This window comes from Sorangium sp. So ce185 (assembly GCF_051526825.1).
Taxonomy (GTDB): Bacteria; Myxococcota_A; Polyangia; order Polyangiales; family Polyangiaceae; genus Sorangium; species Sorangium cellulosum_D.
Genome location: NZ_CP150316.1, coordinates 8128078 through 8153326, shown reverse-complemented (window position 1 = coordinate 8153326; position 25249 = coordinate 8128078). Strand labels below are relative to the sequence as shown.

The 25249-nt window shown below is 71.0% G+C and carries 25 protein-coding genes and 1 pseudogene; 13 read left to right on the top strand and 13 right to left on the bottom strand.

What is annotated here, in order from left to right; genetic code table 11:
• Positions 1–14: 14 nt before the first annotated feature.
• The 3 genes from WMF26_RS29905 to WMF26_RS29895 form a co-directional block, all read right to left on the bottom strand.
• Positions 15–521, bottom strand: coding sequence for an aldo/keto reductase (locus WMF26_RS29905; protein ID WP_437995474.1), 507 nt, complete (start codon positions 519–521; stop codon positions 15–17).
• 16 nt (positions 522–537) lie between these two features.
• Positions 538–1368: an alpha/beta fold hydrolase gene (locus WMF26_RS29900; RefSeq protein WP_437995473.1), complete on the bottom strand. Its 831-nt coding sequence runs from the start codon at positions 1366–1368 to the stop codon at positions 538–540.
• Between the two features lie 355 nt (positions 1369–1723).
• Positions 1724–3169, bottom strand: coding sequence for a hypothetical protein (locus WMF26_RS29895; protein ID WP_437995472.1), 1446 nt, complete (start codon positions 3167–3169; stop codon positions 1724–1726).
• 256 nt (positions 3170–3425) lie between these two features.
• On the opposite strand from WMF26_RS29895, the gene WMF26_RS29890 reads away from it, so the two are divergent.
• From WMF26_RS29890 to WMF26_RS29850, 9 genes are all read left to right on the top strand, one after another.
• The gene (locus tag WMF26_RS29890; RefSeq protein WP_437331798.1) at positions 3426–3617 is read left to right on the top strand and encodes a hypothetical protein; all 192 of its coding nucleotides are present in this window, start codon (positions 3426–3428) and stop codon (positions 3615–3617) included.
• Positions 3618–3967: 350 nt separating this feature from the next.
• Positions 3968–5182 (top strand): cytochrome P450, encoded by a 1215-nt coding sequence (locus WMF26_RS29885; RefSeq protein ID WP_437995471.1) that lies wholly within the window; start codon positions 3968–3970, stop codon positions 5180–5182.
• Positions 5183–5222: 40 nt separating this feature from the next.
• Positions 5223–5441, top strand: a complete 219-nt coding sequence (locus WMF26_RS29880; RefSeq protein ID WP_061627543.1) for a ferredoxin — start codon at positions 5223–5225, stop codon at positions 5439–5441.
• Between the two features lie 40 nt (positions 5442–5481).
• Entirely contained in the window at positions 5482–6078 is a 597-nt protein-coding gene (locus WMF26_RS29875; protein ID WP_437995470.1) for a TetR/AcrR family transcriptional regulator, read from the top strand.
• 19 nt (positions 6079–6097) lie between these two features.
• On the top strand, positions 6098–7069 hold the full coding sequence (locus WMF26_RS29870) for an alpha/beta hydrolase (protein ID WP_437995469.1): 972 nt from the start codon (positions 6098–6100) through the stop codon (positions 7067–7069).
• 124 nt (positions 7070–7193) lie between these two features.
• Entirely contained in the window at positions 7194–8495 is a 1302-nt protein-coding gene (locus WMF26_RS29865) for a DUF2169 family type VI secretion system accessory protein (RefSeq protein ID WP_437995468.1), read from the top strand.
• 20 nt (positions 8496–8515) lie between these two features.
• Complete coding sequence (locus WMF26_RS29860; RefSeq protein ID WP_061627547.1) at positions 8516–8869, top strand: PAAR-like domain-containing protein; 354 nt, start codon at positions 8516–8518, stop codon at positions 8867–8869.
• 4 nt (positions 8870–8873) lie between these two features.
• Positions 8874–9731 (top strand): hypothetical protein, encoded by an 858-nt coding sequence (locus tag WMF26_RS29855; RefSeq protein ID WP_437995467.1) that lies wholly within the window; start codon positions 8874–8876, stop codon positions 9729–9731.
• Positions 9728–10753 carry a hypothetical protein gene (locus WMF26_RS29850; protein ID WP_437995466.1) on the top strand — a complete coding sequence of 342 codons (1026 nt, stop codon included), beginning with the start codon at positions 9728–9730 and terminating at the stop codon, positions 10751–10753. Before WMF26_RS29855 ends, WMF26_RS29850 begins: the two co-directional genes overlap by 4 nt.
• 8 nt (positions 10754–10761) lie before the next feature.
• Here the strand turns inward: WMF26_RS29850 and WMF26_RS29845 are convergent, their stop codons facing one another.
• The 6 genes from WMF26_RS29845 to WMF26_RS29820 form a co-directional block, all read right to left on the bottom strand.
• Entirely contained in the window at positions 10762–11640 is an 879-nt protein-coding gene (locus WMF26_RS29845; RefSeq protein WP_437995465.1) for an RNA repair domain-containing protein, read from the bottom strand.
• 94 nt (positions 11641–11734) lie between these two features.
• Positions 11735–13552: a hypothetical protein gene (locus tag WMF26_RS29840; RefSeq protein WP_437995464.1), complete on the bottom strand. Its 1818-nt coding sequence runs from the start codon at positions 13550–13552 to the stop codon at positions 11735–11737.
• Positions 13553–13594: 42 nt separating this feature from the next.
• Positions 13595–14371 carry a hypothetical protein gene (locus tag WMF26_RS29835; protein WP_437995463.1) on the bottom strand — a complete coding sequence of 259 codons (777 nt, stop codon included), beginning with the start codon at positions 14369–14371 and terminating at the stop codon, positions 13595–13597.
• 249 nt (positions 14372–14620) lie between these two features.
• On the bottom strand, positions 14621–15394 hold the full coding sequence (locus WMF26_RS29830; RefSeq protein WP_437995462.1) for a glutathione S-transferase C-terminal domain-containing protein: 774 nt from the start codon (positions 15392–15394) through the stop codon (positions 14621–14623).
• A 65-nt stretch (positions 15395–15459) separates the two neighbouring features.
• A complete protein-coding gene (locus WMF26_RS29825) occupies positions 15460–16044 on the bottom strand; it encodes a malonic semialdehyde reductase (RefSeq protein WP_437995461.1) in 585 nt (194 codons plus the stop codon).
• Positions 16045–16101: 57 nt separating this feature from the next.
• On the bottom strand, positions 16102–16530 hold the full coding sequence (locus WMF26_RS29820; RefSeq protein ID WP_437995460.1) for a DoxX family protein: 429 nt from the start codon (positions 16528–16530) through the stop codon (positions 16102–16104).
• Positions 16531–16607: 77 nt separating this feature from the next.
• On the opposite strand from WMF26_RS29820, the gene WMF26_RS29815 reads away from it, so the two are divergent.
• A complete protein-coding gene (locus tag WMF26_RS29815; RefSeq protein ID WP_437995459.1) occupies positions 16608–17594 on the top strand; it encodes a LysR family transcriptional regulator in 987 nt (328 codons plus the stop codon).
• 66 nt (positions 17595–17660) lie between these two features.
• Here WMF26_RS29815 and WMF26_RS29810 read toward each other — a convergent pair whose 3' ends face one another.
• From WMF26_RS29810 to WMF26_RS29800, 3 genes are all read right to left on the bottom strand, one after another.
• Positions 17661–18065 carry a RidA family protein gene (locus tag WMF26_RS29810; RefSeq protein ID WP_437995458.1) on the bottom strand — a complete coding sequence of 135 codons (405 nt, stop codon included), beginning with the start codon at positions 18063–18065 and terminating at the stop codon, positions 17661–17663.
• 97 nt (positions 18066–18162) lie between these two features.
• Positions 18163–19794 (bottom strand): aldehyde dehydrogenase family protein, encoded by a 1632-nt coding sequence (locus tag WMF26_RS29805; RefSeq protein ID WP_437995457.1) that lies wholly within the window; start codon positions 19792–19794, stop codon positions 18163–18165.
• Between the two features lie 3 nt (positions 19795–19797).
• On the bottom strand, positions 19798–20556 hold the full coding sequence (locus WMF26_RS29800; RefSeq protein WP_437995456.1) for a hypothetical protein: 759 nt from the start codon (positions 20554–20556) through the stop codon (positions 19798–19800).
• 542 nt (positions 20557–21098) lie between these two features.
• Between WMF26_RS29800 and asnB the strand changes: the two genes are divergently transcribed.
• On the top strand, positions 21099–22949 hold the full coding sequence (gene asnB, locus WMF26_RS29795) for an asparagine synthase (glutamine-hydrolyzing) (protein ID WP_437995455.1): 1851 nt from the start codon (positions 21099–21101) through the stop codon (positions 22947–22949).
• 102 nt (positions 22950–23051) lie between these two features.
• Here asnB and WMF26_RS29790 read toward each other — a convergent pair whose 3' ends face one another.
• Positions 23052–23471, bottom strand: a complete 420-nt coding sequence (locus WMF26_RS29790; RefSeq protein WP_437949618.1) for a VOC family protein — start codon at positions 23469–23471, stop codon at positions 23052–23054.
• A 578-nt stretch (positions 23472–24049) separates the two neighbouring features.
• On the opposite strand from WMF26_RS29790, the pseudogene WMF26_RS29785 reads away from it, so the two are divergent.
• Positions 24050–24538 (top strand): annotated as a pseudogene (locus WMF26_RS29785) (pectate lyase); the annotation flags it as partial.
• A gap of 6 nt (positions 24539–24544) precedes the next feature.
• Positions 24545–25216, top strand: coding sequence for a pectate lyase (locus WMF26_RS29780; protein WP_438002463.1), 672 nt, complete (start codon positions 24545–24547; stop codon positions 25214–25216).
• The last annotated feature ends 33 nt before the right edge of the window (positions 25217–25249 follow it).

Sequence of the window (25249 nt, the reverse complement as noted above, 5' to 3'; positions counted from 1 at the left end):
GGGGATGAGGGCCGCTACCTCTGCGTCAGATACTGGTTCTGCCACGCCACTATCCAGCCAGGGTATTCGGGCGTGAGCGCGCTCGCCTCGTCGAGCTGCTGGATGTGCTCGGGCGAGAGCGCGACCTCCGCAGCGGCGAGGTTGTCGGCGAGCTGCTCCCGCGTCTTCGCGCCGATGATGACGCTGGTGACGAAGGGGCGAGTCAAGTGCCACGCGAGCGCGACGCGCGCGACCGAGAGGCCCGTGGCGCCAGAGACCTCCCGCAGCGCGCCGAGCACGCGCGGCAGGCGGGCGCGGTCGACGGGCGGAAAGTCGAAGCTCGATCGCCGCGCGCCCTCGGGGCCGCCCGGCTTCTCCGGATCGTACTTGCCCGACAGCATGCCGCCCGCGAGCGGGCTCCAGGGGAGGATCGCGATGCCCTCCGACTGCGCCAGGGGCACGATCTCGCGCTCGATGTCGCGCCCCGCGAGCGAGTAGTAGACCTGCGCGCTCTCGAACCGCGCGAGGCCGTTCACCGACATCGGACGCGGAGGAGGCTCAGGCGATGCGGAGCGCCAGTTCGGCGAAGGCCGCTCGCACAGCCTGGGGATTCTCGATCCAGGGGAAGTGCCCAGCGCCCTCGATAACGCGCTCGATTACGTTGGGCGTCTGGAACCTCGGGTCGCCCCAACCGCCTTGCCAGACGATCCGATCGTCCGAGCCGGCCAATCGAAGGACCGGCATTCGAGTCGGCCACCACGAGGCCCGGTAGACGTGGTCGAAGTTCGCCTCCGACCACGCGACCGCCGCGCTGTTGTAGGGCATCCTCGCGAGGAGCTCGCGTCCCGCCGAAAGCCCGGCCGGGGTGAAGTTCCATTCCGCGGACGCCCCCGCAATCGCGGCGATGTTCTCGTCACGCGGATCCGCTTCATAGATCGCAGTCGCCGCCTCGACGTCGGGCAACGGATTCGCCTGGGTCATCTCCACGAAGCGAGGATGCCAGAGGGCGTCCGGCGCGGTGTCCAGAAGCGCCAGGGCCTCGAGGTGCGGCTCCAGGTCGGGCGTCGAAAGCAGATACATGCCGCCGGTCGAATGTCCGGCGAACACGACGTTCGGGAGCGCCCTGGCAGCCTCGGCCACGACCTGGGGCCAGGCATCAAAGGGAGTCGCGAGGCGCCCAGGAGGGTCGCGGTTCGAGCCGTCTCCAGGCAGATCGACGAGCCAGGTGGCCCCCGGCACATCCAGGATGTCGGCGAGCCCTTCCAGGCTTTCCGAGCCGATGCCGGGTCCTCCCGGCAGGAACAGCCAGTTGAGGTCTCCCGGGCGGCTCGAGTGACGACGCAGCCGGACGCCCGACGGGGTAAAAAAGAGGTCGGCCATGTCGGCCATGGTTAGCGCAAACGACGCCTCCGGCCAGGTTGTGGAGGGAAGGATCCGGCAGCATGCAGGAGCCGCTTCGCCACTCGTTTTCCCACCTCTCCCCGTGGCGTCCGCAGTTCCGCCATGGCGTCGCCAGGCGGCATCGCGGCGAGAGGGTCGTCGCCTGCGCACGCCGCCGCGCTTGCCTCCCGGCATAGGTCTCGTGCTTGCCTGCATGCTGTCGGTGATCGCCGCGTCCCGCGTCGCGCGGCCCGTCAGGGCCAGGCGGCCCGGCGCGCGCGCCGCTCATTCGTCGATGAAGATGCCGCCGTAACGGTGGTAGGCGTCTGCCTCTCTGGTCAGCTCAGGTGCGTCGCAGGGGGCGCTACGAGCGCGGGCGGCTCCGCCGCGCGAGCGCGAGGAGGCCCGCGAGCGCCGCGGCGAGCGCGGTGGCGCCGCTCGGAGAGCCCGCCGGGCCAGAGGCGCTGCACCCCGCCGCGGCCGGCGCGAGGTCCCCGCCCGTGTCCGCGTCGCCATCGCCGATCAGCTCGGAGCCGTCGGACGACACCGGCAGCGCGTCGGGCTCGTGGAGAGCGCGGACGGCCACCGGCGCGCCGAGCAGCTCATCGCCGGTGAACGAGGTGGACAGCACCTCGCGCGCGCCGCCGTCCTCCGGCGCGAACGCCGCGGTCGCCGCGAGGCGCGCGGGGGAGCCGCCCGCGCTCGCGACCTGAAACAGCGTGTTGCCGATGGTCACGTAACAGATCCCGCCATCCCAGCGCCCGTGCCCGAGGTCCGTGCTGATGCGCTCGGGCGCTGCCCCTGGCCGGCCGATGTAGCGATTGCCGTCGTTCAGGAAGAGGACGTCGCCGACGTTGCTGAGGCCGTCGTGGCCGACCCGGAGCTTCGCTTGATCGAACTGGCTCGACGTCGTGAAATTGCTGATCTGTTGCTGCCGGCCGTCCGTCATCCGCAGCCATATCTGGTTGACCGCGCCGTCGGTCTTCAGGAAGCCCGTGTAGCCCGCGTGCAGCAGCAGCCCGACCGAGCTGCTGGTGATCGACTCGCCCAGGAACACCTCGTTTTCTCCAGACTCCGTGTACAGGTTGTACAGGTAACTCGAGCTCCTGCGCCCATCCCACCACTGGGCGGCGATGTACGTCCCATAGGTGATCGGCCGCTGCAGGTTGCCCTCGTGATGCACGGGGAGCAACCCCCAGGGCCCCACGATCGAGCCGCTCTCGTGGGTCCCGAAAAAGATGTCCCCGGGCGCCACGATGTCGGCCTGGAAAGGCGATCGGCTGCCCGGGCTGGACCAGAGAAGCCTGTTGGCGAGCCCCGTGCCCAGCGAGTGCGCGAAGGCCCAGTCGTCGTTGGTCGTGGTGAACACCACCGTGTTGCCGTTCACCGCGTCGAGCCGCGCCGCGCGCGCTACGGTGTAACGGTTGCCACCAACCCAGGAAAGGATGTAGCCGTTCGTCGTCTGGTACACGGCCCCGGTGGGCGTGAGCGCTCCATAGACCGCGCTGAGCGGGGCATCCTCTTGCGGTATCACCCCGAGCCACGTCACGGCCTGTGTGTTGCGATCGACGATCGCGATGCGCCCGCGGTGATCCAGGACGAGGAGCCGCGTCACATCGAAGTCGATGATGGCGCCGGGAGCGCGCTGGACGACGGTGAGCCGCGGGCTCCGGTCGACGTAGATCGGGCCGATCGTCCTCGAGACGACCGGCCCCACGCCGTCGCTGGCCTCGACCGTGAGCGTGTACGCCCTGCCCGACGGGATCTGGTAGTCATCGCCGGATTGCCGCTCCTTGACGCCCTCGTTCATCTAGTTCGCGTCGCTATTTTCCGGATGCCTCCGGGGCGCTTCGGCGCGCAACCACCGCGCGCGGGCGATCCCAGTAGAGCCTGCGGTACGGAGGCAGCTCACGGCATCGGCTGGTATACCTGTTGCTGTGGTTCCGGCCGGCTCCAACCCAAGGGAGGCTCCATTGAGCAGAGCAAAGCGCTTGCTTTCGGTAGGTGTCGCGATGGTGGTCGGTCTGGGCCTGGCGACGGGCATGACGGGAGCGGCGTCAGCCCGTGTGGACACCGGTGGCGAGGTCGTCGTCGCGGCGGCGGACTTCTGGTACCTGCACAGCACGTACAACAGGCAGGCCGAGTGCGAGACCGCCGCTCAGCTGTACATGTGGCCCAACAACCCGGGCGGCGCGGACGACTACGAATGCCGGTCCGAGGGCGGCCGCTGGAATCTGTGGCTGGGGTTCCTGTCCTGACGTAGCACCGGGAGGCGGCGCGCCGCCGATGCAACCGCTGCCGTCAACCGGTGCAACCCACGGTTGACAGGGATGGGGGCTGAGTGGGCGGGGAGAGCGCCCGAGTGGAACGTCTCGTCGACGGTGCGTGGGCTGCAGTCGTGCTGGGCCCGGTACGTGACCTGATCGGCTCTACCCCTTCGCTATCCCCATCCCCTCAGCCGGGTACCAGCAAATCTAGAATTATGCAATTCAAGCGACATTGTTGGGGGGCGCCCCGCCCGGCCATCCGCGGTTCCTGACCGTGGAATCAGGATTAAGTCAGTTGACTTCCTAAGTCGTCTGCCTTAGACCCCTGGCGGGAGGTCTCGATGAGCACTGACAGCAGCGATCAGGTCCTGGAGTATCCGTTCCGCGCCCCGAACGCCGTGGAGCCTCCGGAGGAATGGGCGAAGCTCCGGAAGGGGTGTCCGGTCGCCCATGTCCGGCTGCCGAGCGGGGACGAGGCGGTGCTGGTCACGCGGTATGACGACGTGCGCCATGTGCTCTCGGATCCGCGGTTCACCCGCAACCTGAGCCAGGAAGGCGCGGCGAGGATCACGGCCAACGAGGGCGGCAGCGCCTTCGAGAGCGAGGCCGCGGCCGAGATCTCGGCCGGCGAGCAGCACGAGAAATGGCGGCGCTTCATCAGCCGCTGGTTCACCGTCAAGCGCATCTCCGCGATGCAGCAGAGCATCGAGTCGATGGCGAACCAGCTCATCGACTCGATGGTCGCGAAGGGCCCGCCCGCCGACCTCGTGAGCGGGCTCGCCTTCCCCTTGCCGGTCTGGGTGATCGCCGAGATCCTCGGCATCTCCGTGGATGAGCGCGACAAGCTCGCCACCTGGTCGAATGCCATGCTCACCCTGACGCAGTTCACCCAGGCGGAGGTCGACGAGGCCCAGGCGGAGTTCACCGAGTACCTGATGGGCCATATCGCGAAGAAGCGCGCGCAGCCCGGGGACGACCTGCTCAGCGATCTGATCAGGGCCGCCGACCAGGGAGAGCAGATCAGCGAAAAGGTCCTCATGCTCACGGCGCAGGGCGTCCTGGTGGCCGGGCACGAGACCACCTCGAACATGATCGCCAAGATGGTCGCCATGCTGCTCTCGGATCGGAAGCGCTGGGAGCGGCTCCTGGCCGAGCCCTCCCTCGTCCGCACCGCGGTGGAGGAGGCGCTCCGCTTCGACGCCAACGCGGGCTTCGGGCTGCCGCGCTTCATCACCGAGGACATCGAGCTGTCGGGCACGAAGGTGCCGCGCGGCACGACGATCATCTGCAACATGGCCGCGGCGAACCGGGACGAGAAGGCGTTCGAGCGGGCCGACGACATGGTGCTGAGCCGCGCGCCGAACCCGCACCTCGCGTTCGGCGCGGGCGGCCATTCGTGCGTGGGCCAGGCGCTCGCGCGGACCGAGCTGCAGACCGTGCTGAGCGTGCTCCTGCGCCGCTTGCCCTCGCTCGATCTCGCGGTGGCGCCCCAGGACCTGCCGCGCCGCGAGGGCCTGCTCGTCGGCGGGATCGAGAGGCTCCTGGTCCGCTGGTGACGATGGCCGGCCGCGACGTGAGACGGGAGCGGAGAGACACATGGAAACCGGTTCGAAGCTCAGGGTGATCGCGGACGTCGAAAAGTGCTGCGGCGCGGGCCAATGCGTGATGGTCGCGCCCGCGGTCTTCGATCAGCGGGAGGACGGGATCGTGATCGTGCGCGACGCCGAGCCGCCGGAGGAGCAGCACGCGGCCGTCCGGGAAGCGGTCGCCGTGTGCCCCGGCGCCGCCCTCCGGCTGAGCGAGGGCGCACGATGACGACGCTCGACAAAGCGAACGGTCGTGCTATCGTCGCCTCGTGACCAAGGGAGAGGACACCCGCAGGGCGATCCTGGCGGAGGCGCTGTCGCTCGCCAGCGAGGTCGGCCTCGACGGCCTGAGCATCGGGCTGCTCGCCGAGCGGGTGGGCATGTCGAAGAGCGGCCTGTTCGCGCATTTCGGCTCCAAGGAGGACATGCAGGTCGCCGTGCTCGACGAGGCGACGAGCCGCTTCGTGGACGTGGTCGTGAGCCCCGCCCTCCGCGAGCCGCGCGGGCTCCCGCGTGTCCGGGCGCTGTTCGAGCGCTGGCTGCGCTGGACCGAGCAGCCGTTCATGCCCGGCGGCTGCGTGTTCCTGCACGCGAGCGTCGAGCTCGACGACAAACCCGGGCCGGCCCGCGACAAGCTCGTCGCCTCCCAGAAGGACTGGATCGAGACCCTCGCGCACGCCGCGCGCATCGCCGTCGAGGAGGGGCACTTCCGGAAGGACCTCGACGTGCTTCAGCTCGCGTTCGAGGTGTTCTCGATCGCGTACGGCTTTCACATCCTGGGCAGGCTGCTGCGCGACCCTAAAGCAGAGGAGCGCGCCCGCGCCGCGTTCGAGCGGCTGGTCGGCGACGCGGCGGCGACGCGCTGACGAGACAACCGGAGGTACCATGAGCAAGGCGACTCTCGGGTCAAAAAATAGTACGAACGTTCGATCGTTTGATCCGCGCCTCTTCGCGGTGCGCGCCGGCCTGCGCGCGGTGGGGGCCTTGTCCCCGGAGGCGGCGGCGCAGTGGGCCGAGCGGATCTACAGGACGCCCCGGCGCCACGCGCGGCCGGCGTGGGAGCGTGAAGCGCTCGTCGGGGCGGTGCCGTCGCGCGTGGCGAGCGGCGCGGGCGATATCCCGGTGTGGACGTTCAACCCGCCGCGGCCGCGGTCCGGCGATCCTGCGGTGCTGCTGGTGCACGGGTGGGAGGGGCGCGGGAGCCAGCTGTCGGCCTTCGTCCCGCGGCTGCTCGCGGCGGGGCTCCGGGTCGTGGCGTTCGACGCGCCCGGTCACGGCGACCACCCTGCGCCCGACGCCACGGTTGTCGACCTCGCCGACGCGCTCGCGCACGTCGCGCGCGCGGCCGGCCCCATCGAAGGGGTCGTGGCGCACTCGCTCGGGGGCGTGGCGGCGGTCCTGGCGCAGCGGGGCGGCGTGGGCGCGAAGCGCTATGCGTTCGTCGCGCCGCCGCTCAACCCGCACCGCTTCATCGGGGCGTTCGTATCGTTCTTCGGGCTGGATCCGCGCGTCGAGCGCCGCCTGAAGGAGCGCATCGAGGCGCGGACGGGCATCGCGCTGCGCGAGCTCGACGGGCGCTTGCTCGCCCCTCGGATGCGCGGGGAGCTGCTCGTGGTGCACGATCGGCAGGACCAGGAGGTGCTGTTCGAGGAAGGGCTCGCGCTGGCCGGCGCGTGGCCGGGCGCGCGCCTCCACGAGACGCAGGGGCTGGGCCACCGGCGCGTGCTCCGCGACAGCCACGTCATCCGGGAGGTGGCGAGCTTCATCGCGGGCGCCGAGGCGGCGGCGGACACGGGCCTGAGCATGGATTCGCTCGAGGGCGAGCTATTTCATCGAGAGCTGCGGTGGGTCGCCTGAGGGGCCCCGGCATTGCGGCATTGCGACCGGCGCCGCGGTGGCTCGCCTGAGGCGCCGCGCGACGCGATACGCGATACGCGACACGCGACACCGAAAATGCCGCGCGCGCCGCCCCCGAGCGGCCTTGCTCCGCGCCGAAGCGGTCGGGTATCCTGCCGCCGCCCCGATGGAGCTCGAGAACCGCACTCCGTTTCCCGTGCTGGAGTACGACATCGTCGATGCTCGGGGCGACGAATCGCATGTCGTCGTCGCGCGGGGCAGCTACGAGCTGCGCGCCGCGCCGGGCGCGGGCGAGAGCGACGGCGCGCGGATCACCCACGTTGCCGCCATCGCCGATGGCGAGCTCGTGGTCTCGGACGTCTATCACGGCGAGATCAACCGCAGCAGCGTCAAGGTCGAGAGCGATCTCGCGCAGAGCAAGCCGAGGTGCGACGTCATCGTGATCGGCGCCGCGCACGCGCCGGCCGGCGAGGCGGCGGCGCGCGTGGACGTGCGCGTCCGCATCCGGCGCCTGGCCGCGATCCCCGGCCTCGCGGAGGCCGGCACGCTGCTGGATCACCGCCTCGCCGTCCACGGGGCGCGGGCGTTCGAGCGCAAGGACGATGGCTGGGCGCTGACGGATCCGGAGCCCTTCGTGGCGCTGCCGCTGCGCTACGAGCACGCCTTCGGCGGCCAGCTCAAGGTGTACGCCGAGGACGAGGCCGCGAGGCGGCTCGACGGCGCGCACCGGCTGAGCGAGGCGGCGCGCCGGGCGCACCCGGAGGCGGACGCGGCCCCGGTGGCGCACGCGACCTGCGCGCACAATCCGTTCGGCGTCGGCTTCCTCGAGGGCTGGTACGCCGACGCGGCCGAGGTGAAGCGATGGCCGGCCCCGCGGATCGAGGCGCCCGGCGCCGGGATCACGGCGGAGATCTTCGCGCGGATGGTGGCGGGCGAGGTGCGCGCCGGCGAGGCGCCGGAGCTGTCGCCGCGCGGATTCGGCGTCATCGCCAAGCCGTGGCAGCCGCGGCTGAAGCTGGCAGGCACCTTCGACGATCGCTGGCTCGCCGAGCGCTGGCCGTACATGCCGCCCGATTTCGACATGGCTTACTGGAACGGCGCGCACCCCGACATGCAATGCGATTACCTGCTTGGCGGCGAGCTCGCCGAGCTGTGGAACCTGCTGCCGCCGAGCGCGCCGGGCGCGGCGCCCGAGGCCGTGGGCACGGCCTGCCGCTTCCACGTGCCGGAGGCCGCCGTGGTCGTCCGGCTCGCCGGCGAGGGCGACGCGGTGAGCTTCGCCGCCGTGCCCATCGACACGGTCATCGTCGACCTCGAGCAGATGCGCCTGTCGCTCGTGTGGCGCGCGCGCATCCCGGCGTCGCTCGAGGTCGAGGGCGTGACCCTCCTCTCGCTCGGGTACATGCAGCAGGCGGGTGCGGCTTAATCGGGGCACGGAGAGAGAACATGCCTATCGGCGCTCGAAAGGACAGCAGCTTCTACGCGGTGACCGTCGCCCCGGACGTGTGCTTGACGCCGGTGGGCGGCGCGATGGTGCCGGTCCCGTACATGCTTTACGCCAGCTTCGACGGCAGCATGAAATGCATCGAGGGCGTGAATCTCAACGGCAAGCCCACCTACGTTTACGATCACAGCCTGGCGCCGACCGTCCGGGGCGACGAGCCCGGCACCGGGGGCGGCGTGAAGTCGGGCGTGAACCTCGGCAAGGTGTGGGCGCACGAGGCGTCGAAGAACGTCCGCGCCGACGGCCGGCGCGTCGTGCGCAGGGGCGATCGCTGCTGGATGAACGTGAAGGCCTGACGCCGTGGCCCTCCCTCCCAGCGCGCAGATCGACACCTCGGTTCGAGGCGAGACGCCCGGCGACGGCAACCCGCCCGCCAACGCGCTCGGGCGCGTCTACACGACCCAGCAAGAGAGGACGCAGGTGGCGCTGCTCGACGAGGAGCTCGCCAGGCAGCTCGCGGCGGAGGCCGCCAGGAGAGCGGCGGCGGAGGCCGCCACGAAGGCGGCGCCGGGCGCCTTGTCCACCCTCGGCCCGGTGGCCGGCGGAGCGGCCGCCGGCGCGGGGGTGTGGGGGGCGCTCGCCGGCGGAATCGGCCTGATCGGCATCTCGCGGACGCAGGCCCTCACCCAGGACGCGCTCACCGATCCGGCTCACCGGCCGATGCGCACGCCCTTCCTCGGCCTGGACATGGGCCTCGACCTCCGCGCGGCCCCGAGGCTCGACAGCAATGTCCAGGTCAGGCGCCCGCCGTGCATCGTGGGGCGGCACGGCGATCTCAAGAGGATCTGCAAGCTGCTGCCGGGCGAGGGCTCCCAGTCGCACCACATCGTCCCCGACGAGTTCGTGCGCTCGGGCACGCGCAACGGCTCCCAGTACCGGATCCTCTCCGAGGACGACGGCGCCGCCATCTGCATCCCCGGAAACGCCTTCGTCAAGGGCACGCTGCACAACGCGATTCACGCGGACCTGAACAGAATCCTCAGCAACAAGGTCGCCGCCGGCGAGTCGACCGACGGCACCCTCCCGCTCTCCGAGGTGATCGGATCGTCGCTGCGCGTCACGGTCGCGTACAAGCCGGAGTGCACTGCGCAGATCATCCGCGAGGTCGACAGGGCATTCCAAGGGATCGACACCACCCAGCGAGTGAAGATCAGATGACCACGATCGGCGCGGATCCCCGGGCGACGCCGGACGATTCCAGCGACACGCCGATGACGATCACGGGCGCGCTCGCCCTGAGCGCCTCCAGCGTCTATCTCTCGGCGACGTTCGCCGCGCCGGGGGATTATGCCCCGCATACGAGGCTCTTCCTGTACGACGAGGCCGGCGCCCCGCCGTGGACGGCGCACGACGTCGGCTTCTTCACGGTCGGGCTGGAGAAGCAGGCCGCCCCCGGGGAAGATCTCGCGCTGTGCGCGCTCTCGCTGGACGGCGAGGTCGAGCTCCGGTCTGCGCGGGGCGCGGTGCTCGAGCAGATCCCGGAGGCCGGGCTCCGCCGGCCGACGTCGAAGGGATACGGCTTCCTCACGGCGCTGCGCCGCGTCGGCGACCGCCTGTTCGCCTGCGGGAGCGCGGGGCAGGTGTACCGGAGGCTCGGCCCCGGCCGCTGGGCGCACGCGGACGCGGGCCTCCTCCAGGCGCCCGGCGTGGACTTCCAGGACCTCGTGAGGCCCGTCGACCTCCAGGGGCCGGCGGAGGACGACCTCTACCTGGCCGCCCAGCAGCTCGGCCCGCGCGGGCTCGAAGGGAACCTGTATTACCTGGGCAGTCCGCGGTGGCGCCGCCTCGAGGTGCCGGCGGTCGGCGGGCTCAACGCGATTCACGTCGAGAGCGCGCAGCGCATCTGGGTGTGCGGGCACGAGGGAGCGCTGCTGGTCGGCAATCACCGCGACGGCTTCCGGAGCGTGTCGCGGGAGAGGAGCCCGCACCTCTTCCACGCCGTCGCCATGTACCAGGAGACCCTCTATCTCGGGTCGAACTTCGGTCTCTTCCGCTACGACCTCGAGCGCCGGCGCGCCCTGCGGGTGCGCACCGGCCTCGAGCAGGAGCTGCGCTACATCCACACGATCGAGCAGGCCGGCGGCGTCCTCTGGTGCGTCGGCCCCACGGACGTCGCGCGCTTCGACGGCGAGACGTGGACCCGCGTCCACCCCCCGGAGGCGCCGAAGGGCGCGGGCTGACGTACGCCTTACCGATCTCCCTCTTCGTCGGGAGACGGCTCGCCGAGCGGGATGGCGTGGCGGATCGCGAACGCCTCGTCGCCACGGCGGCTGATCAGGTGGATCGCGCGGGCCTGGAAGGTGATCGGCAGGATGCGCCGCCATTCGGCCACGAGCGCCTCGCCGCCCTCGCCGCCGCGGAGCTGCGCGATGGACAGGTGCGGGGTGAAGCCGCTGGCCGAGACCGTGCTCTGCTCGCTGCACTGGGGGAAGAGGGCTTCCAGCCTGGCCTGCAGGGCCTCCAGCGCGCCGGGCGGCTCGGAGCGCGGGTGGAGCCATACCGTGGCGCCGGCGCGGTGCTGGAAGCGCCGCACGTCGTCGAGGGTCACCTCGAAGGGCGCGACGTCGCGCAGCGCCGCGGCGATGACGCTCCTCGCCTCGGCGAAGGCGGCCTCCGGCAAGAACCCGTAAAGCAGGTTGATGTGCGGCATCCACCGCTGCACGTGCCTGTCGTGCGCCTGGCGGATCGCCTCGATCGGCGCCCACGCTTCCTGGGGCGGGATCAGCGCGAGGGCGCTGCGGTGAACGGGCCGGGCGTCGAGGCCGCATCGCGCCGGCGGTGCGGGCGCGCTGCGCTGGCCTTCGAGCAGGTCGACGCGCCGGCGGCGGTCCCAGACGGTGGTTGCGCCCTGGCGGATGTACTGGATTCGATGCCAGGGGATGTCGCCCTCCGGGTCGAAGCTCGGGAGGCCGATCTCCTCGGTTCCCGACGCGCGGGTCTCGTAGCCGATGACGAACGCGGCCGGGTCGAGCCGCGGGTCCCAGCGGATCTGGTCGTACACCTGCCGGCTGGTCCGGAGCTTCTGCCGCGCCTCGCCTTCGTGTCCTGAGCTCTCTTGCCGAGCCATGCCAGGAAGGTAGCAGCCCGAGGCGATCGCGACAGGGAGCCACGTCACCGCGGCGGGGCTCCGGGGCGAGTCCTCTCGGGATCTCGGGCGCCGCTCAGCGCGCTTGCCGCTGCAACCCGAACAACGTGGAGAGCCGCCTTGCGCCTTCGCGGTCCAGCGTCGAGAACCGGGCCCGCGTGAGGTGCGAGGTCAGCTCGAGCAGCTCCGGCGTCGCGAGCACGGGATCGTCGAGGAAGGCCCACCCCTGGCGCAGCAGCGGCCAGAAGCCTGCCACCACGGCGCGCGCCGGCGGCGTGGCTTGATGCGTCCAGGAGAACTCCTTCTCCTTCTCCGTCCGAGGATCGCGCGCGGGCACCGCGGGGATATCCACGCGGATCAGGCCGTCGCTGCCGACGTGCGCCTCGAGCTGCGCGAGGAGGGCGACGTCGTAGGGGATCGCCTGGTGATCCTTGCGATAGGCCCACGCCATTCGACGAATGTTGTCGAGGTCTCCGATCGCGTCGTAGAGATACGCGCTCACGGCCCCGAGGACGGGATCGACGTGCTTTTCCTGCCGGAGGTTGACGGCCTCGTCCAGAACGTCGCTGGCCCGCAGCTCGCCGCGCTCCAGGCGGCCGAGCGCCTTGACGGCCGCCTCGCTCGCGGATCGAGCGCTCCCGACCTCGCGGTACACGAGGGCGGATGAGCCGCAGTCGTCGCACAGGATGGAACCGATGAAGTCGGGGAGCGCTGTCGTGGCCACGTAGGTGTCGTCGGCGAGCTCGACGAGCACGGGCACCGGCTTGCCCAGCTCGAAGCCGTCGCGCTCTCCGACGCGCCACCAGCGCGCTTCGCCATCCTGCGCCTCCGCGAACGCGTCGGGCGGGGTCCAGAGCGCCGCCACGCGGGCGCCCTCGATCGCGAAGCCGGCGCGGGTCTCGAAGTGGGTCGGCGCGTGCAGATCATGCAGCCGCTTCTCCATCGACAGCTTCTCCTTCACCGAAGGATCCCGCGCCGACTCCAGCCCGAGCTCCTGCTGCGACACGCCCTTCTCCGACAGACCCTGCGCCGACTTCGGGCTGTCGAGCCTGAGCACCTGCTGCGGCACGCCCGCGAGCTCTTGGTCAGGGGGCCAGGGCGGGAACTCCGGGGGCGACAGCTTGGGCCCGACGCCAAAGTAGTAGTTGTCGCCCTCGGGGAACGCCGGCACCGCCGTCGGCACGACCTTCTTGCCGTAGCGGTTCGAGAGCGCCGGCACCTCCGTCGTGAGGTACTTGCCCAGGCTGCTGCTCGTGATCTTGCCCGGGAGGATCTGGGAGAACGCGGACGGCCTCGTGCCCCAGAGCGCTTCCAGGAGCACGCCGGAGAAGAGACACCGATCGTCGTCCGGCGACGCGCCCGGCACCGCGAACGTGGCGGTGCCGTCCTGCGCGGCGATGAACTTGTCGAGCGCGGGTGTCCCGTCCGGTTTCCTCGGACCGCGCCCGAGCACGGCGTCGGCGGTGAGGTCGAGCGCGTCGACGTCCGGGGGCAGCGACCGGCACGCGTCCGCGAAGATGCCGATCTGCTGGATGCCGTGCATGTAGAGGCGGCGGCGGAGGACCTCCACGGCCACCGCGCGCAGCTCGGAGTACCAGTTCGAGAGGAGCCATAGCCCCTCCTCCGCCTCCCGGATCAGCCCGTGCCCCGCGAAGTAGAGCAGCATCCGGTGGATCGGCCCCGAGCCGGGCGCGAGGACCGCTTCCAGCTCGGCCTTCAGCCGCGGAAACGTGACCGGCTCCTCGTCGTCGATCACCAGGCGCGACTCGTAGCCGCTCGCGACCGCCCACGCGTGGAACCCGCGCGCTCCGTTGTGCGCCCCTGCGAGGAACGGCAGGCGCTCCGCGTCGCCCACCCCGATCGCGAAGGCGACCATGCGCTGGTTCGGAGGCACCGGTGATCCTTCGCTCGCGGCGTCGGTCGGCATCGATGCGGCCTACAGATCGAGGATGCTGCTCAGGTAATCGGCCTGGTACGCCCGCACCTTCTTGCGGATCGTCGGCCCGAGGTCGATGAGCGACGGCCGGTCGATCGACACCTTGGCGCTGCTGGCCGAGAACGCCGCCTGCTCCTTTTGGAGCTTGAAGAAGAGCACCTGGGTGATGCCCCTGTTCGCCTTGATCAGGCAGGCGAGCAGCGAGACGAACACGTCGTCGTTCGCGCCCGTCTCGACGATACCGACCTGGAAGCGCGCGATGTTCGCGTGCTGCGACTCGCGGCTGAAGATGGTGAACCAGGAGCCACCCTCCTTCATCGCCGCCAGCGCGTCGATCGCCGACTTCACGATCGCCGCGGCGGCGGCGCTGGGCCCGAGCGCCACCGAGAGGACCTCGATGATCTTCTCGTGGACCTCGGCCCCCGTCCCCTGCGTCGTGTAGTCGGACCAGGCGCCGGCTTGCATCACCCAGCCGACGTTCTGCAGCACCTCCACGTACTTCGCGTACCAGTCGAGGGGCGCGGCCTGCGCGGACGCGTGCTTGTTGGCGACGAGCTGGGCGAGCAGCGCCGAGTCCGAGATGGCCTCCCGGACGCCCGCGTCCACGCCCTGCGCGAACGACAGGAGCGACGAGCCGATTACCCGAGCTTGGCTCTTCGCGGCATCGAAGACGTCGCCAGCGTCGGTCGCCGCGTCCTGCGCGACCAGCTTGCGAGGGATTCCCGCGAGGTCCAGGGCCTGAACGTAATCGCGCGCCGCGGCCGGATCGAAGCTCATGGCGAGAAGGAAATCCAAACGTCTCGGAGACGTCAAGCCCAATCGCGGGACCTGCCCTGGGTGGACAGAGCATTCTTCGATGCGATCCGGTCCCCCTGGAAAGGCGAGATTCGTTCAGCAACGTATCTATCCGTGAAGGGGGGCCCCTCGCGTCACGGCCCGCGGGGCGATCGGCGAGGGGTGCGCAGGCCACGAGCGCGCTCGCCATGAAAGCCAGCAGGGCGACCCCTCGGAGGGGTCCCCATGCCATCAGAGCTCGATCGGCCAGCCCAGGTGGCGCTCGTACATCCGGCTCCGGTGCTCGACGAGCGCGCGCGGCACCGCGTCGCCGAGCTCCTCGCGCGCGGTCCCGAAGGCCTGCCGGAGCAACGGCTGGAGGCGGGGACAGTCGCTCTCCGGGATCGGGCAGAGCGGGGTCAGGAAGGTGGCGGCGTAGACGTCGAGCGCGTTCGGGCGGTCGCCGTCGAGGTAGTCGCGGCCTCCGTCGAGCCGGGCGGCGAGGGCGGAGAGCGCGGCGACGATGCGGGCGCGCACGCGGTCGAGATCGAACGCCGGGGAGTAGCCGTAGCGCGCCGCGAGGTAGCCCGCGACGGGCGGCGGAAAGCCGCGCTTGCCCTCGCTCGTCACCGAGGCGTGGATCATGAGGAGGCGCGCGTTCCAGCCGAGGCCCTCCTCACCCGCGATCTCGTGGAGCAGGCCGACGGTGCGGGCGCGGTGATCGAGGTCGTCGGGGAGCAGGGCGCCCGGCGGGCCGAGGCGGGCGGCGAGGGTCGTGATCGCGGCCCAATGGACGCGCGGGGGCTCGTCGTCGTGGAAGACGACGGGCACGTTGTCGGCGCGCATCCACGCCGCGAGCTCCGCGTCTTCCCGCGAGAACCGCACCACGCGGACCGGCACGCCCTGAAGCCGGAACAGCCCCTTCGCGGCCTCCGACCAGGGGCTCGGCACCAACCCCGACGCGACCATGCGGACGCCGCGGGCCGCCTTCGCGGTCGCGACGTCGACGAACTCGATAGGATTCATGCGCCCGATGCTGCCCCCGAGCGGCCTCGCCTTGCAAGCCGCGCAGGCCGACTCCACGCCGATCGCTACGCGATGCGGCAGGCCTCTTCGAAATCGAGGCGGGGGTTGCGCGGGTAGAGCTTCTCCGGGTCGCCGTGGCCCAGGTTGATGAGGAGGATCGATCTCCACGGCACGTCGGCGAAGAACGCGGCGTCGACCTTCTCCCGGTCGAAGCCGCCCATCGGCCCGCAGTCGATCCCGAGCGCGCGGGCCGCGAGGATCAGGTAGCCGGCCTGGAGCGACGCGTTCTGCAGGAGAAAGAAGTCGAGCTGCTCCGGCGGCATCCCGGCGAGGGTCTCGCCCATCGTCGGGCGCGCCGGGAAGAGCGTCGGCATCTTCTCGTGAAAGCGCGTGTCGTAGGCGATGATCGCGGTGACCGGCGCGCTCATGGCCTTCTCGACGTTGCCCGGCGCGAGGCAGGGGCGCAGGCGCTCCTTGGCCTCGGGGCTCTTCACGAAGACGATCCGCGCCGGCACGGTGTTGGCCGCGGTCGGCCCGAGGCGCAGGGCCTCGTAGAGGCGGCGCAGGGTCGCGTCGTCGATGGGCTCGGCGAGCCAGCCGTTGTGGGTGCGGGCTTCGAGGAGGATCTGCTGGAGGAGTTGGTCGCTCATGAGGCTTGCTCCGTGATACGTGGTCGAGGTGGGGCGAGTCGTTCCGTGAGATCCCCGTCAGGTCGCGAGCGCGGGCTCGCCGACGCGGGCCCCGGCCTCGCGCTTCGGGGCGCTCGCGAGCCTGCGGCTCTCGGGGCGCAGCGCCCAGGAGGCGGCGGCGACGGCGACGAGGACGAGGGGCGTCATCACCTGGCCGGCGGCGTCGCCCGCGGCGGCGTGCGAGGCGGCGGCGCCGGTGAGATCGAAGAAGATGCCGGCGTACGCCCACTCCTTGAGGCGCGGGAAGCGCGGGGCGAGGACGGCGACGGCGCCGAGGACCTTCCAGACGCCGAGGATGGTGGCGAAGTAGGCCGGGTAGCCGAGGTGCGCCATGCCCTCGAGGACCTGGGGGGAGCCAGCGAGATCGGCGAGCCCGCCTGTGGCGAAGGCGAGGCCGAGGAGACTCGTCGAGATCCAGTAACCGATGGTGCGTGCCTTGTCGTTCATGAGCGAGCATTCTGGGCCGTGGACGCGCCTGTAACAATGCATCAACAGTTGGAAGCACCTGCCAGGATTTGATCCAAATGGACGAACCTCTCGAGACCTCCGAGCTCCTCGCCTTCTCGAAGACCGTGGAGGCCCGATCCCTGTCCCGCGCCGCCGCCGAGCTCGGCGTCCCGCGCGCCACCGTCAGCCGCCGCCTCGCGCGGCTGGAGGAGCGGCTCGGGGTGCGCTTGCTCCGCCGGACGACGCGCAGCCTCGCCCTCACCGACGCGGGCGAGGCGCTCTACCGCCACGCCCGCATCGTCCTCGACGCCGTCCACCACGCCGAGGCGAGCGTGCGCCAGGCCGACGACGCCGTGCGCGGCGAGCTGCGCGTGTCGGTGCCGCCGATGATGGACGAGAGCTTCAGCGCGATGCTCTGCGATTTCGCGCGGCGCTACCCCGAGGTCCGCCTCCACGTCCACAGCGCGACGCAGCACGTCGATCTCCTGCGCGGCGGCTACGACGTCGCGCTCCGCGCGAGCTCCGCGCTCGAGCCCGGCCTCGTCGCCCGGACGCTGATGCGCCACCCGCTCCTCGCGGTCGCCTCGCCCGCGTACCTCGAGGCCCGCGGCGCGCCGCGCACGCGCCGCGATCTGCGGGGCCACCGCTGCCTCATGGGCTTCGCCCGGGGGGAGCTGCCGCAGACGCACTGGCCGTCCTCCGGCGGCAAGCTCCAGGTCGAGGGGGCGCTCTTCACGAACGACATGCACCTGCTCTGCGACGCCGCGCTCAAGGGCCTCGGCATCGCGCTCTTGCCGGAGCCGCTCGCGCGCGCGCACCTCGAGAGCGGCGCGCTCGTGCACGTGCTGAAAGGCGCGATCCAGGGGGAATCGCACTTCGCGGTGATCTACGCGGAGCGGGAGTTCATGCCGCCGCAGCTCCGCGCCTTCATCGACGCGGTGGTGGCGTGGGGAGGGGGGGAGCTCCGCCCGCGGGCGGACGCGCCGAAGCCGAAGCGGGCGGCGAAGACGGGCCCGCGCCCGCGCTCGAGGTCGCCCGGCGGCGCCCGGCGCGCCTCCGGATAGCGTGGCAGGGCCCGATGCGCGCGTGTCCCGCGTGCGCGTCGAGGAGAGCCTCCCGGCGGACGTGGATCAACCGGGGAGGGCGGCGGTCAGGTCCACCTCGACCAGCTGACCGGTGAAGCCGAGCGAAGCGACCCCGAGCAGGGTGCTGGCCGAACCGAAGGCCGGGCCGAGCGCCGAGTCGTTCAGCCGCTGCCACACCGCGCCCAGCACCTCGCGGTCGTCGCTGACCACGTAGATCACCGAGCGCACCACGTCGGCGGGCTGCGCCCCGACCGCGGCCAGGATGGCCAGGGCGTTCGCCGCCACCTGGTCGGCCTGCGCGAGGGGGTCGCCCGCCCCGACCAGGTTGCCGTCGGGATCGAGCGGGCACTGGCCGGCGAGGAAGGCCAGCCGGCCCGCCTCGACGATCGTGACATGGTGATAGCCGGGAGTTTTGTGGACGTCGGGCGGATTGAGCTTGCCAACGCGCATGGAGGGGGAAGGAAAAACGAAATGACTCGAGGATGTCAAGGGCGGCTCTGCGGCGCTCTCCTCAGGTGCGATGTTCGAGCCGGCGGCGAACTCTATCCTATCCGTCTTCCCGACGAGGACCGGCCCCGCCTGATTCTCGCCCCCACGCATGCCGGGCGCGCGACGCCGCGCGCGCCCCGACCCACCGCCGAGCGGCGCCGCGCACCATCCGGCCCACCGACGAGAGCCGATCGAGCCCCGAGCTCGCGCCCAGGGAGCGCACCATTCCCCGCGACATCTCCACGAACGCGCGGTCGTAGGGGAACCACCAGAGCTCGCGCGACGCGGTGCTCTCGTCGACCGCGATGAGCCGCGGCCTCGTCATCGCCCGCAGGGCCTCGGGGCCGTTCTGCACGCCGTAGCCCGAGCGCCCGCGCCCCGTCCACACGGCCTGCGGCGCCGCGCCGGTGAACATGTGGTTGTTGACCGTGGCGACCCCGACCCGCAGCTCCCGGGCGAGCGCCTCGCCCCGCGCGACGTCTCGCGTCCACACGCTCCCCGTGAGGCCATAGACGCTCTCGTTGGCCGCGCGGACCGCCGCGCCCGCGTCCGGAACGGCGATGACGGGGAGCACGGGCCCGAAGGTCTCCTCGCGCAGGAGGTCGAGCGACGGGTCGACGCCCGTGAGCACCGTCGGAAGATAGAAGTTGCCCCGGCGCGCCCCGCCGCAGCGCACCCGCGCGCCGGCCGCGACCGCCGCGCGCACGTGCGCCTCGACGCGCGCCATCTGCGCTTCGGTGACCAAGGGGCCGATCTCCACCGTGCCCGGCGCGCCGCCGTCGTCGCCGGCGCGCAGCCGCTCCGCGACGGCGACGAGGCGCTCGACGAACGCCTCGAACACCTCCGCCTCGACATAGACGCGCTCGATCCCCGCGCAGCTCTGGCCGGCGTTGACGAAGCCCGCCCACGCGACGCCGTGCGCGGCGCGGTCGAGATCCGCGTCGCGCAGCACGATGGCCGCGTCCTTCCCGCCGAGCTCGATCTGCGCCGGGATGAGGCGATCCGCGGCCGCGCGCGCCACCGCCCGCCCCCCCGCGACGCCGCCGACGAAGACGACGTGATCGACCTCGGCGACGAGCGCCGCGCCCGCGTCGGCGCCGCCCTGCACCAGGCCGAGCAGCGCCTCGGGCAGCGCCTCGCGAAGCGCGCCGGCGAGCGCGGCGCCGGTCCGGGCGGCGTGCTCGGACGGCTTCAGCACCACCGCGTTGCCCGCGAGGAGCGCCGGGACGAGGTTGTGCACCGCGACGGACACCGGATAGTTCCAGGGCGTGATGAGGCCGACCACCCCGTGCGGCAGGCGCTCGACGCGCGCCCTCTTGCGCGGAAACATGACCGGGTTGAAGGCGACCGCCTCGTCCCCGAGGAACGCCTCGCCGCGCGTCGTGTAATACCGAAATACCTCAGGGGTCGAGCCGAGATCGACCCCGTACGCGTCCGCCATGGGCTTGCCCAGCTCCCGGTGGAGCGCCTGCGCGATCTCGTCGGCCCTCCCCAGCAGGCGCCGCCCGGCCTCGGCGAGGGCGCGCGCCCGCTCCGCGACCGGACGCCGTGCCCAGGCGGCCTGCGCCCGCCGGGCGGCGTGGACCACCCCGGCGATGTCGTCGGCGGCCGTCACCCGCACGGACGACAGCGGCGCGCCGTCGAGCGGCGAGGTGCCATGAATCCATCCTTCCTCGACGATCGACCCCATGGACTAGGCAGCTCGCTGGCCGAGCAGGGCGGGCGCGACGCGGCGGCAGCCCGGCATCCCTGACCCTCGAAGGTGCGCGGCGAGCGTCCGGCGGAAGGCGCCGCGAGGAAGGGGCCTGTGGCGATCGAGCGCCCGGAGCAGCGGCACCACCGTCGCGAGCACGCCAGCCGTGTGCCACCAGTAGCGCGAGATCGCGCGGACGTACGTTGGCAGGCTGGCTCGGGACAAGAAGCCTTCCAGGTAGGCGCGGTCGTAGGCCGTGTGCGCGCGCTCGTCGATGGCGAGGCGCCGGAACACAGGCCCGAGCGGAGGATACGAGAGGCGCGGCGCGGCGATCTCGTAAAACGCGCTCATGACCACCTCGAACGCGAGGCAGTCGACCGCGAACTCGAGCACGTCGTGCGGGACGGCGACCCTGCGGAGCATCGATTTCATGAGCCACCCCGGGAGGCGCGCGCGCTCGACGACGTCGGGGTAGGCGCGGGTGAAATCGAGGAGCGCCTCGCACCAGAGATTCGCGTGCGCCTGCTCGTCCCGGAGGTGCTTCAGGCCGTGCGCAAAGAACGAATCGAGATAGCCGAGGTCGCCGCGCTCCCGCGCCAGATCGAGCGCCGGGAGGACGGGCAGGACCCCGAGCGCCGCCGACTCCACGACGGCGAACCAGGTGATCAGGAGGCACGTGGCGTCCGCCTCGGCGTCGCTCTCGAACCCGAAGGACACCGGCGCATCGATCGGGGCGTTCTCGTCCTCAGGTTTCATCATCGATGGCCGCGCTCCCGGCGGCGTGCGTCAAGCGCACGAGTCCTCGGTCGCCGCGACGGGCTGCAGCAACCGTGCCGGTCGTGACGTGGCGTGGGGCGCCGGAGCGCGCCCCGCTCGACCGAGGCGGAGCCGCGCTCGCGGCCGGCGCGCCGGGGGGTGGCCGGATTTGAACATGAAGGCGGGAAGGCGGGAAGAAAAGATCAATGATCTTCCTGCCTTCCCGCCTTCATGTGAATCACTCCGGGGCAAATTGGGCCACCACCGCGCGCCGTGCGGACGGGCGGCTCGAGCGTGCTTGGGCGTTGGTCGCCACACCGGAGGCGTGAGCTCTCCTGTCGCGCCGCGCTCCTGCCAATCGCCTTCGTATCCCGGATCTCCGCGCCTTCCCGCGCGATCGGCGAATGCCGCGCTGGCCAGGCTGGTTGCGCGACGCGCCCGCGCTGTCTACGCTCGCGCTCAACAACGAGCGCCCGCGAGAGCCGCGGCGAGCCGAAGAGCCCGCCGGAGGCGGCGCGGCGGCGCTGCAAGGAGGCGGTGATCCCATGTGCGGCATTGCTGGATGGGTGGATTACGCCCGCGATCTGACGCGGGAACGCGACGTCCTGCAAAAGATGACGAGGACGATGAAGAACCGCGGACCGGACGACGAGGGGCTGTGGCTCGCGCCCCGCGCGGGCCTCGGGCACCGCCGCCTCGCCATCATCGATCTCGAGGGCGGGCGCCAGCCCATGATCGCCGAGGAAGACGGCGCGCCGGCCGCCGTCCTCGCCTATACCGGCGAGGTCTACAACTTCCGCGAGCTGCGCGGCGAGCTCGAGGCCCTCGGACACCGATTCAGGACGAGCAGCGACACCGAGGTCGTCCTCCGCGCCTACCTCGAGTGGGGCGCGAGCTTCCCCGAGCGCCTCAACGGCATGTACGCCTTCGCCCTCTGGGACGCCCGCGAAGAAGAGCTCCTGCTCGTCCGGGACCGCATGGGCATCAAGCCGCTGTTCTACCAGTCGACCGGCTCGGGCGTGCTCTTCGGCTCGGAGCCCAAGGCCATCCTGGCGAACCCGCTCGCCGCGCCGGTCGTGGACGAGACCGGCTTGCGCGAGCTCTTCGCCTTCGTGAAGACGCCGGGGCTCGCCGTCTTCCGCGACATGCGCGAGGTGCGCCCCGGCCACGTCGTGCGCGTCCGGCGAGGAGGCGTCACCGAGCGCCGCTACTGGGCGCTCGAGTCCAGGCCGCACACCGACGATCTCCCGACGACGATCCGCACCGTCCGCGAGCTGCTCGACGACATCGTCGCTCGCCAGCTCATCTCCGACGTGCCGCTGTGCACGCTGCTGTCCGGAGGGCTGGACTCCAGCGCCGTCACCTCGCTCGCCCAGAAGACCCTGCGCGCGGCGGGCGCGGGGCCGGTGCGCTCGTTCTCCGTCGATTTCGTGGGCCAGGCCGACAACTTCAAGGCGGACGAGCTGCGGAGCACGCCGGACGCGCCCTACGTCGCGGAGGTCCAGCGGTACGTCGGGTCGGATCACGCGGACATCGTGCTCTCCGCGGCCGAGCTCGCCGATCCCGCCGTCCGCGCGATCGTGCTCCGGGCCCGGGATATCCCGATCGGCTTCGGGGACATGGATGCCTCGCTGTACCTGCTCTTCCGCGCCATCCGGGAGCGCTCCACGGTGGCCCTGTCCGGCGAGTCGGCCGACGAGATCTTCGGCGGGTATCTCTGGTTCCACGACCCGGAGGCGGTGGCCGCCGCGACGTTCCCCTGGAGCTCCATGCGCACGCGGATGAGGAGCTCGAGCTCCGTCGCGACGCTGCTCGCCCCGGATCTCCTCGGGCGGCTCGACGTTCAGGGCTACATCGCCGAGCGCTACGCGGAGGCCCTCGCCGAGGTCCCGCGCCTGCCGGGCGAGGACGGGAAGGAGCGGCGCATGCGCGAGATTTGCTATCTGCACCTGACGCGCTTCTTGCAGCTCTTGCTCGACCGGAAGGATCGCATGAGCATGGCGACGGGGCTCGAGGTCCGGGTCCCGTTCTGCGACCACCGGCTCGTGGAGTACGTGTTCAACACGCCGTGGTCGATGAAGACCTTCGACGGGCGCGAGAAGAGCCTGCTGCGCGCCGCAGCCGATGATCTCCTGCCGCGCTCGGTGCTGGAGCGGCGCAAGAGCCCATATCCGGCGACGCAGGATCCCGCGTACGCGCAGGCGCTCCGGGGCCAGCTCGGCCGGCTCCTCGCCCAGAAGGACGCTCCGGTGCTGCCGCTGCTCGACGCGGAGCGCGCCCGCGCCGCCGCGTCGAGCGCCGGGGGGCCCTCGGACGAGGTCTCCCGGTCGAGCGTGGAGCAGGTCCTCCTGCTCAACGACTGGCTCGCGCGTTACGAGGTGAAGCTCGCGCTCTGAGCGCGTCTCGCCGACGGCGGCCTCCCGCCGCGCCCCATCGCGAACGAGCGGCGCGGCGGCCTCCCGCCGCGCCGCATCGCGAACGAGCCTGGCGGCGCGGTGCTAGTGCGGCGGGGCGGCGTTCGGGTCCATGTGCATCACCTCCCAGTGGTGGCCGTCGAGATCGTAGAAGCGCCGGAAGTACATGAAGCCCATATCGGACGGCTCGCCCGCCTCCGTCCCGCCGGACGCGATCGCGGTGTTCACGAGCTCGTCGACCTCGGCCCGGCTGTTGGCCGACAGCGCGAAGATCCCCTCGGTCGACGTGGCGGTGTCGCAGATCTGCTTCTTGGTGAAGTCCTTGAAGCGCTCCTCGACGAGGAGCATCACGAACGCCTGCTCGCTGACGATCATACAGGTCGCCTTGTCGTCGGTGAACTGCGGGTTGAACGAGAAGCCGAGCCTGGTGAAGAACTCGACCGATCGCTTCAGGTCACGGATGGGCAGGTTGACGAAGAGCATACGGGAACGGTTCGTCGACATGATCGTCTCCACGGTGGGGTAGGTTCGAAGCTACTGACGCCCGCAGGGGGTCGAGCTCATCGGTCGGGCGAACAAAATCGACCCGCCCCGTGTCTACCAGGTCCGCCTGCCCTGGAAAAGCGCAGGAGCGCCTAGCCCGCCGCCGCCGCGGGCCGCGGCTCCCAAAGGATCAACGTGGACAGCACGATTCAGGTGCCGCCCTAGCCGCGCCCTGGGCGAGGTGCTCCCACCGTGTCGTCCCATGTCGCCGCGCTCGATCCCGCCGGCGTCAACCGCGGGTTGACGTCGTTGACGACCCCGCGCGACGCCCGCGTGTGTGCCTTTCCGCCGGCACGGTCGGATTGCGGCGGACTGCGATGCTTCGGCGGAAAAATGTAAGGATAGCGTGCATTTGGACGATCTCGGGCAAAGCCGCTTCGTGGCCCGAGCGTTGCTTTGATGGGCTGTCGAGGCGTGCGGCGGGGCGCTGCATCGCGGCGAGGGGCGCAGAGCTCCGGACCGTCGAGCGGTGAGATCTCCTGAGATGGCTTGACTACTTGCTCGGTCGCGCGGACGGCCAATCAACGAGGGATGACATCATGAGCTTGAAATGGATCGGTGCTTTGGGTTCGCTGCTCTCGCTCGGTCTCGTCGGCTGCATCGCGGCGGACGAGGCCGCGATGGACATGGGCGCGATGAGCGACGCGCTCAGCGCGGTCAAGATCCAGGCGGAGGATCAGTCCTGGGCCATCTCCTCGGGCGACAGGATCGAGGACAACGCGGACAACGTGAAGCTCCGCGCCAACCAGAGCGGCGACACCTTCAAGTTCTCCACGTCGGTCGCGGCCGGCAAGTACGAGATCGTCCTCCGGTACGCCAAGCGGAACGTGTACGGCAAGTACGAGCTGCTCGCGAACGGCTCCTCGGTGAAGTCCTTCGACGCCTATACGTCCTCCACCGGCGACAGCTGGACGACGGCGAAGCTCGCGGAGAAGTCGCTCTCCGGGAACGTCGAGTTCACCTTCAAGGTGACGGGCAGGAATTCGTCCGCGTCCGGCTACGACCTCAAGATCGACTACATCGAGCTCGTGCCTGTGGACGGCGGCGGCTCGGATGGCGGCGGCTCGGATGGCGGCGGCTCGGACGGCGGCGGCTCGACCACGACGGGGGACGGCGGCGTCGTCAGCGCGACCATCGTCGTGAAGAAAGGCGAGACGTTCGACGGCGGCGGCAAGCGCTTCATCGCCGACAAGGACAAGCTCGGCGACGGCAGCCAGAAGGAGGGGCAGAAGCCGGTGTTCAAGCTCGAGGACGGCGCGAAGCTGAAGAACGTCGTCCTCGGCGCGCCGGCCGCCGACGGCATCCACACCTACGGCAACGTCACGCTCGAGAACATCGTCTGGGAGGACATCGGCGAGGACGCCATGACGGTCAAGGAGTCCGGCACCGTGGTCCTGAACGGCGGCTCCGCGAAGAACGGCGAGGACAAGGTGTTCCAGATCAACGCGCCCAGCACCTTCAGGGTCTCGAACTTCAAGGCGGAGAACGCCGGCAAGTTCATCCGGCAGAACGGCGGCACCACCTTCAAGGTCGACGTCTTCATCGACCGGTGCGACATCTCGAAGATGAAGGAGTCGATCTTCAGGACCGACAGCAGCGGCAGCTCCGTGACGATGACGAACACCCGCTACAGCGACATCGGCAAGCAGCTCTTCATGGGCGTGAGCTCCTCGAAGATCTCGACGTCGAACAACACGGAGTACTGATCGGCTCGCGCGGCCGCGGGCGCCCGGCGGCGC

Excerpts from the sequence above, each read along its gene's own strand:
- WMF26_RS29860 (WP_061627547.1), top strand. The coding sequence starts at position 8,516 with ATGCCTATCGGCGCTCGAAAGGACAGCAGCTTCTACGCGGTGACCGTC.
- WMF26_RS29885 (WP_437995471.1), top strand. The coding sequence starts at position 3,968 with ATGAGCACTGACAGCAGCGATCAGGTCCTGGAGTATCCGTTCCGCGCC.
- WMF26_RS29895 (WP_437995472.1), bottom strand. The coding sequence starts at position 3,169 with ATGAACGAGGGCGTCAAGGAGCGGCAATCCGGCGATGACTACCAGATC.
- WMF26_RS29830 (WP_437995462.1), bottom strand. The coding sequence starts at position 15,394 with ATGAATCCTATCGAGTTCGTCGACGTCGCGACCGCGAAGGCGGCCCGC.
- WMF26_RS29870 (WP_437995469.1), top strand. The coding sequence starts at position 6,098 with ATGAGCAAGGCGACTCTCGGGTCAAAAAATAGTACGAACGTTCGATCG.
- WMF26_RS29845 (WP_437995465.1), bottom strand. The coding sequence starts at position 11,640 with ATGGCTCGGCAAGAGAGCTCAGGACACGAAGGCGAGGCGCGGCAGAAG.
- WMF26_RS29790 (WP_437949618.1), bottom strand. The coding sequence starts at position 23,471 with ATGTCGACGAACCGTTCCCGTATGCTCTTCGTCAACCTGCCCATCCGT.
- WMF26_RS29800 (WP_437995456.1), bottom strand. The coding sequence starts at position 20,556 with ATGATGAAACCTGAGGACGAGAACGCCCCGATCGATGCGCCGGTGTCC.
- WMF26_RS29805 (WP_437995457.1), bottom strand. The coding sequence starts at position 19,794 with ATGGGGTCGATCGTCGAGGAAGGATGGATTCATGGCACCTCGCCGCTC.
- WMF26_RS29820 (WP_437995460.1), bottom strand. The coding sequence starts at position 16,530 with ATGAACGACAAGGCACGCACCATCGGTTACTGGATCTCGACGAGTCTC.
- WMF26_RS29850 (WP_437995466.1), top strand. The coding sequence starts at position 9,728 with ATGACCACGATCGGCGCGGATCCCCGGGCGACGCCGGACGATTCCAGC.
- WMF26_RS29835 (WP_437995463.1), bottom strand. The coding sequence starts at position 14,371 with ATGAGCTTCGATCCGGCCGCGGCGCGCGATTACGTTCAGGCCCTGGAC.
- WMF26_RS29825 (WP_437995461.1), bottom strand. The coding sequence starts at position 16,044 with ATGAGCGACCAACTCCTCCAGCAGATCCTCCTCGAAGCCCGCACCCAC.
- WMF26_RS29880 (WP_061627543.1), top strand. The coding sequence starts at position 5,223 with ATGGAAACCGGTTCGAAGCTCAGGGTGATCGCGGACGTCGAAAAGTGC.
- asnB (WP_437995455.1), top strand. The coding sequence starts at position 21,099 with ATGTGCGGCATTGCTGGATGGGTGGATTACGCCCGCGATCTGACGCGG.
- WMF26_RS29900 (WP_437995473.1), bottom strand. The coding sequence starts at position 1,368 with ATGGCCGACATGGCCGACCTCTTTTTTACCCCGTCGGGCGTCCGGCTG.
- WMF26_RS29810 (WP_437995458.1), bottom strand. The coding sequence starts at position 18,065 with ATGCGCGTTGGCAAGCTCAATCCGCCCGACGTCCACAAAACTCCCGGC.
- WMF26_RS29815 (WP_437995459.1), top strand. The coding sequence starts at position 16,608 with ATGGACGAACCTCTCGAGACCTCCGAGCTCCTCGCCTTCTCGAAGACC.
- WMF26_RS29905 (WP_437995474.1), bottom strand. The coding sequence starts at position 521 with ATGTCGGTGAACGGCCTCGCGCGGTTCGAGAGCGCGCAGGTCTACTAC.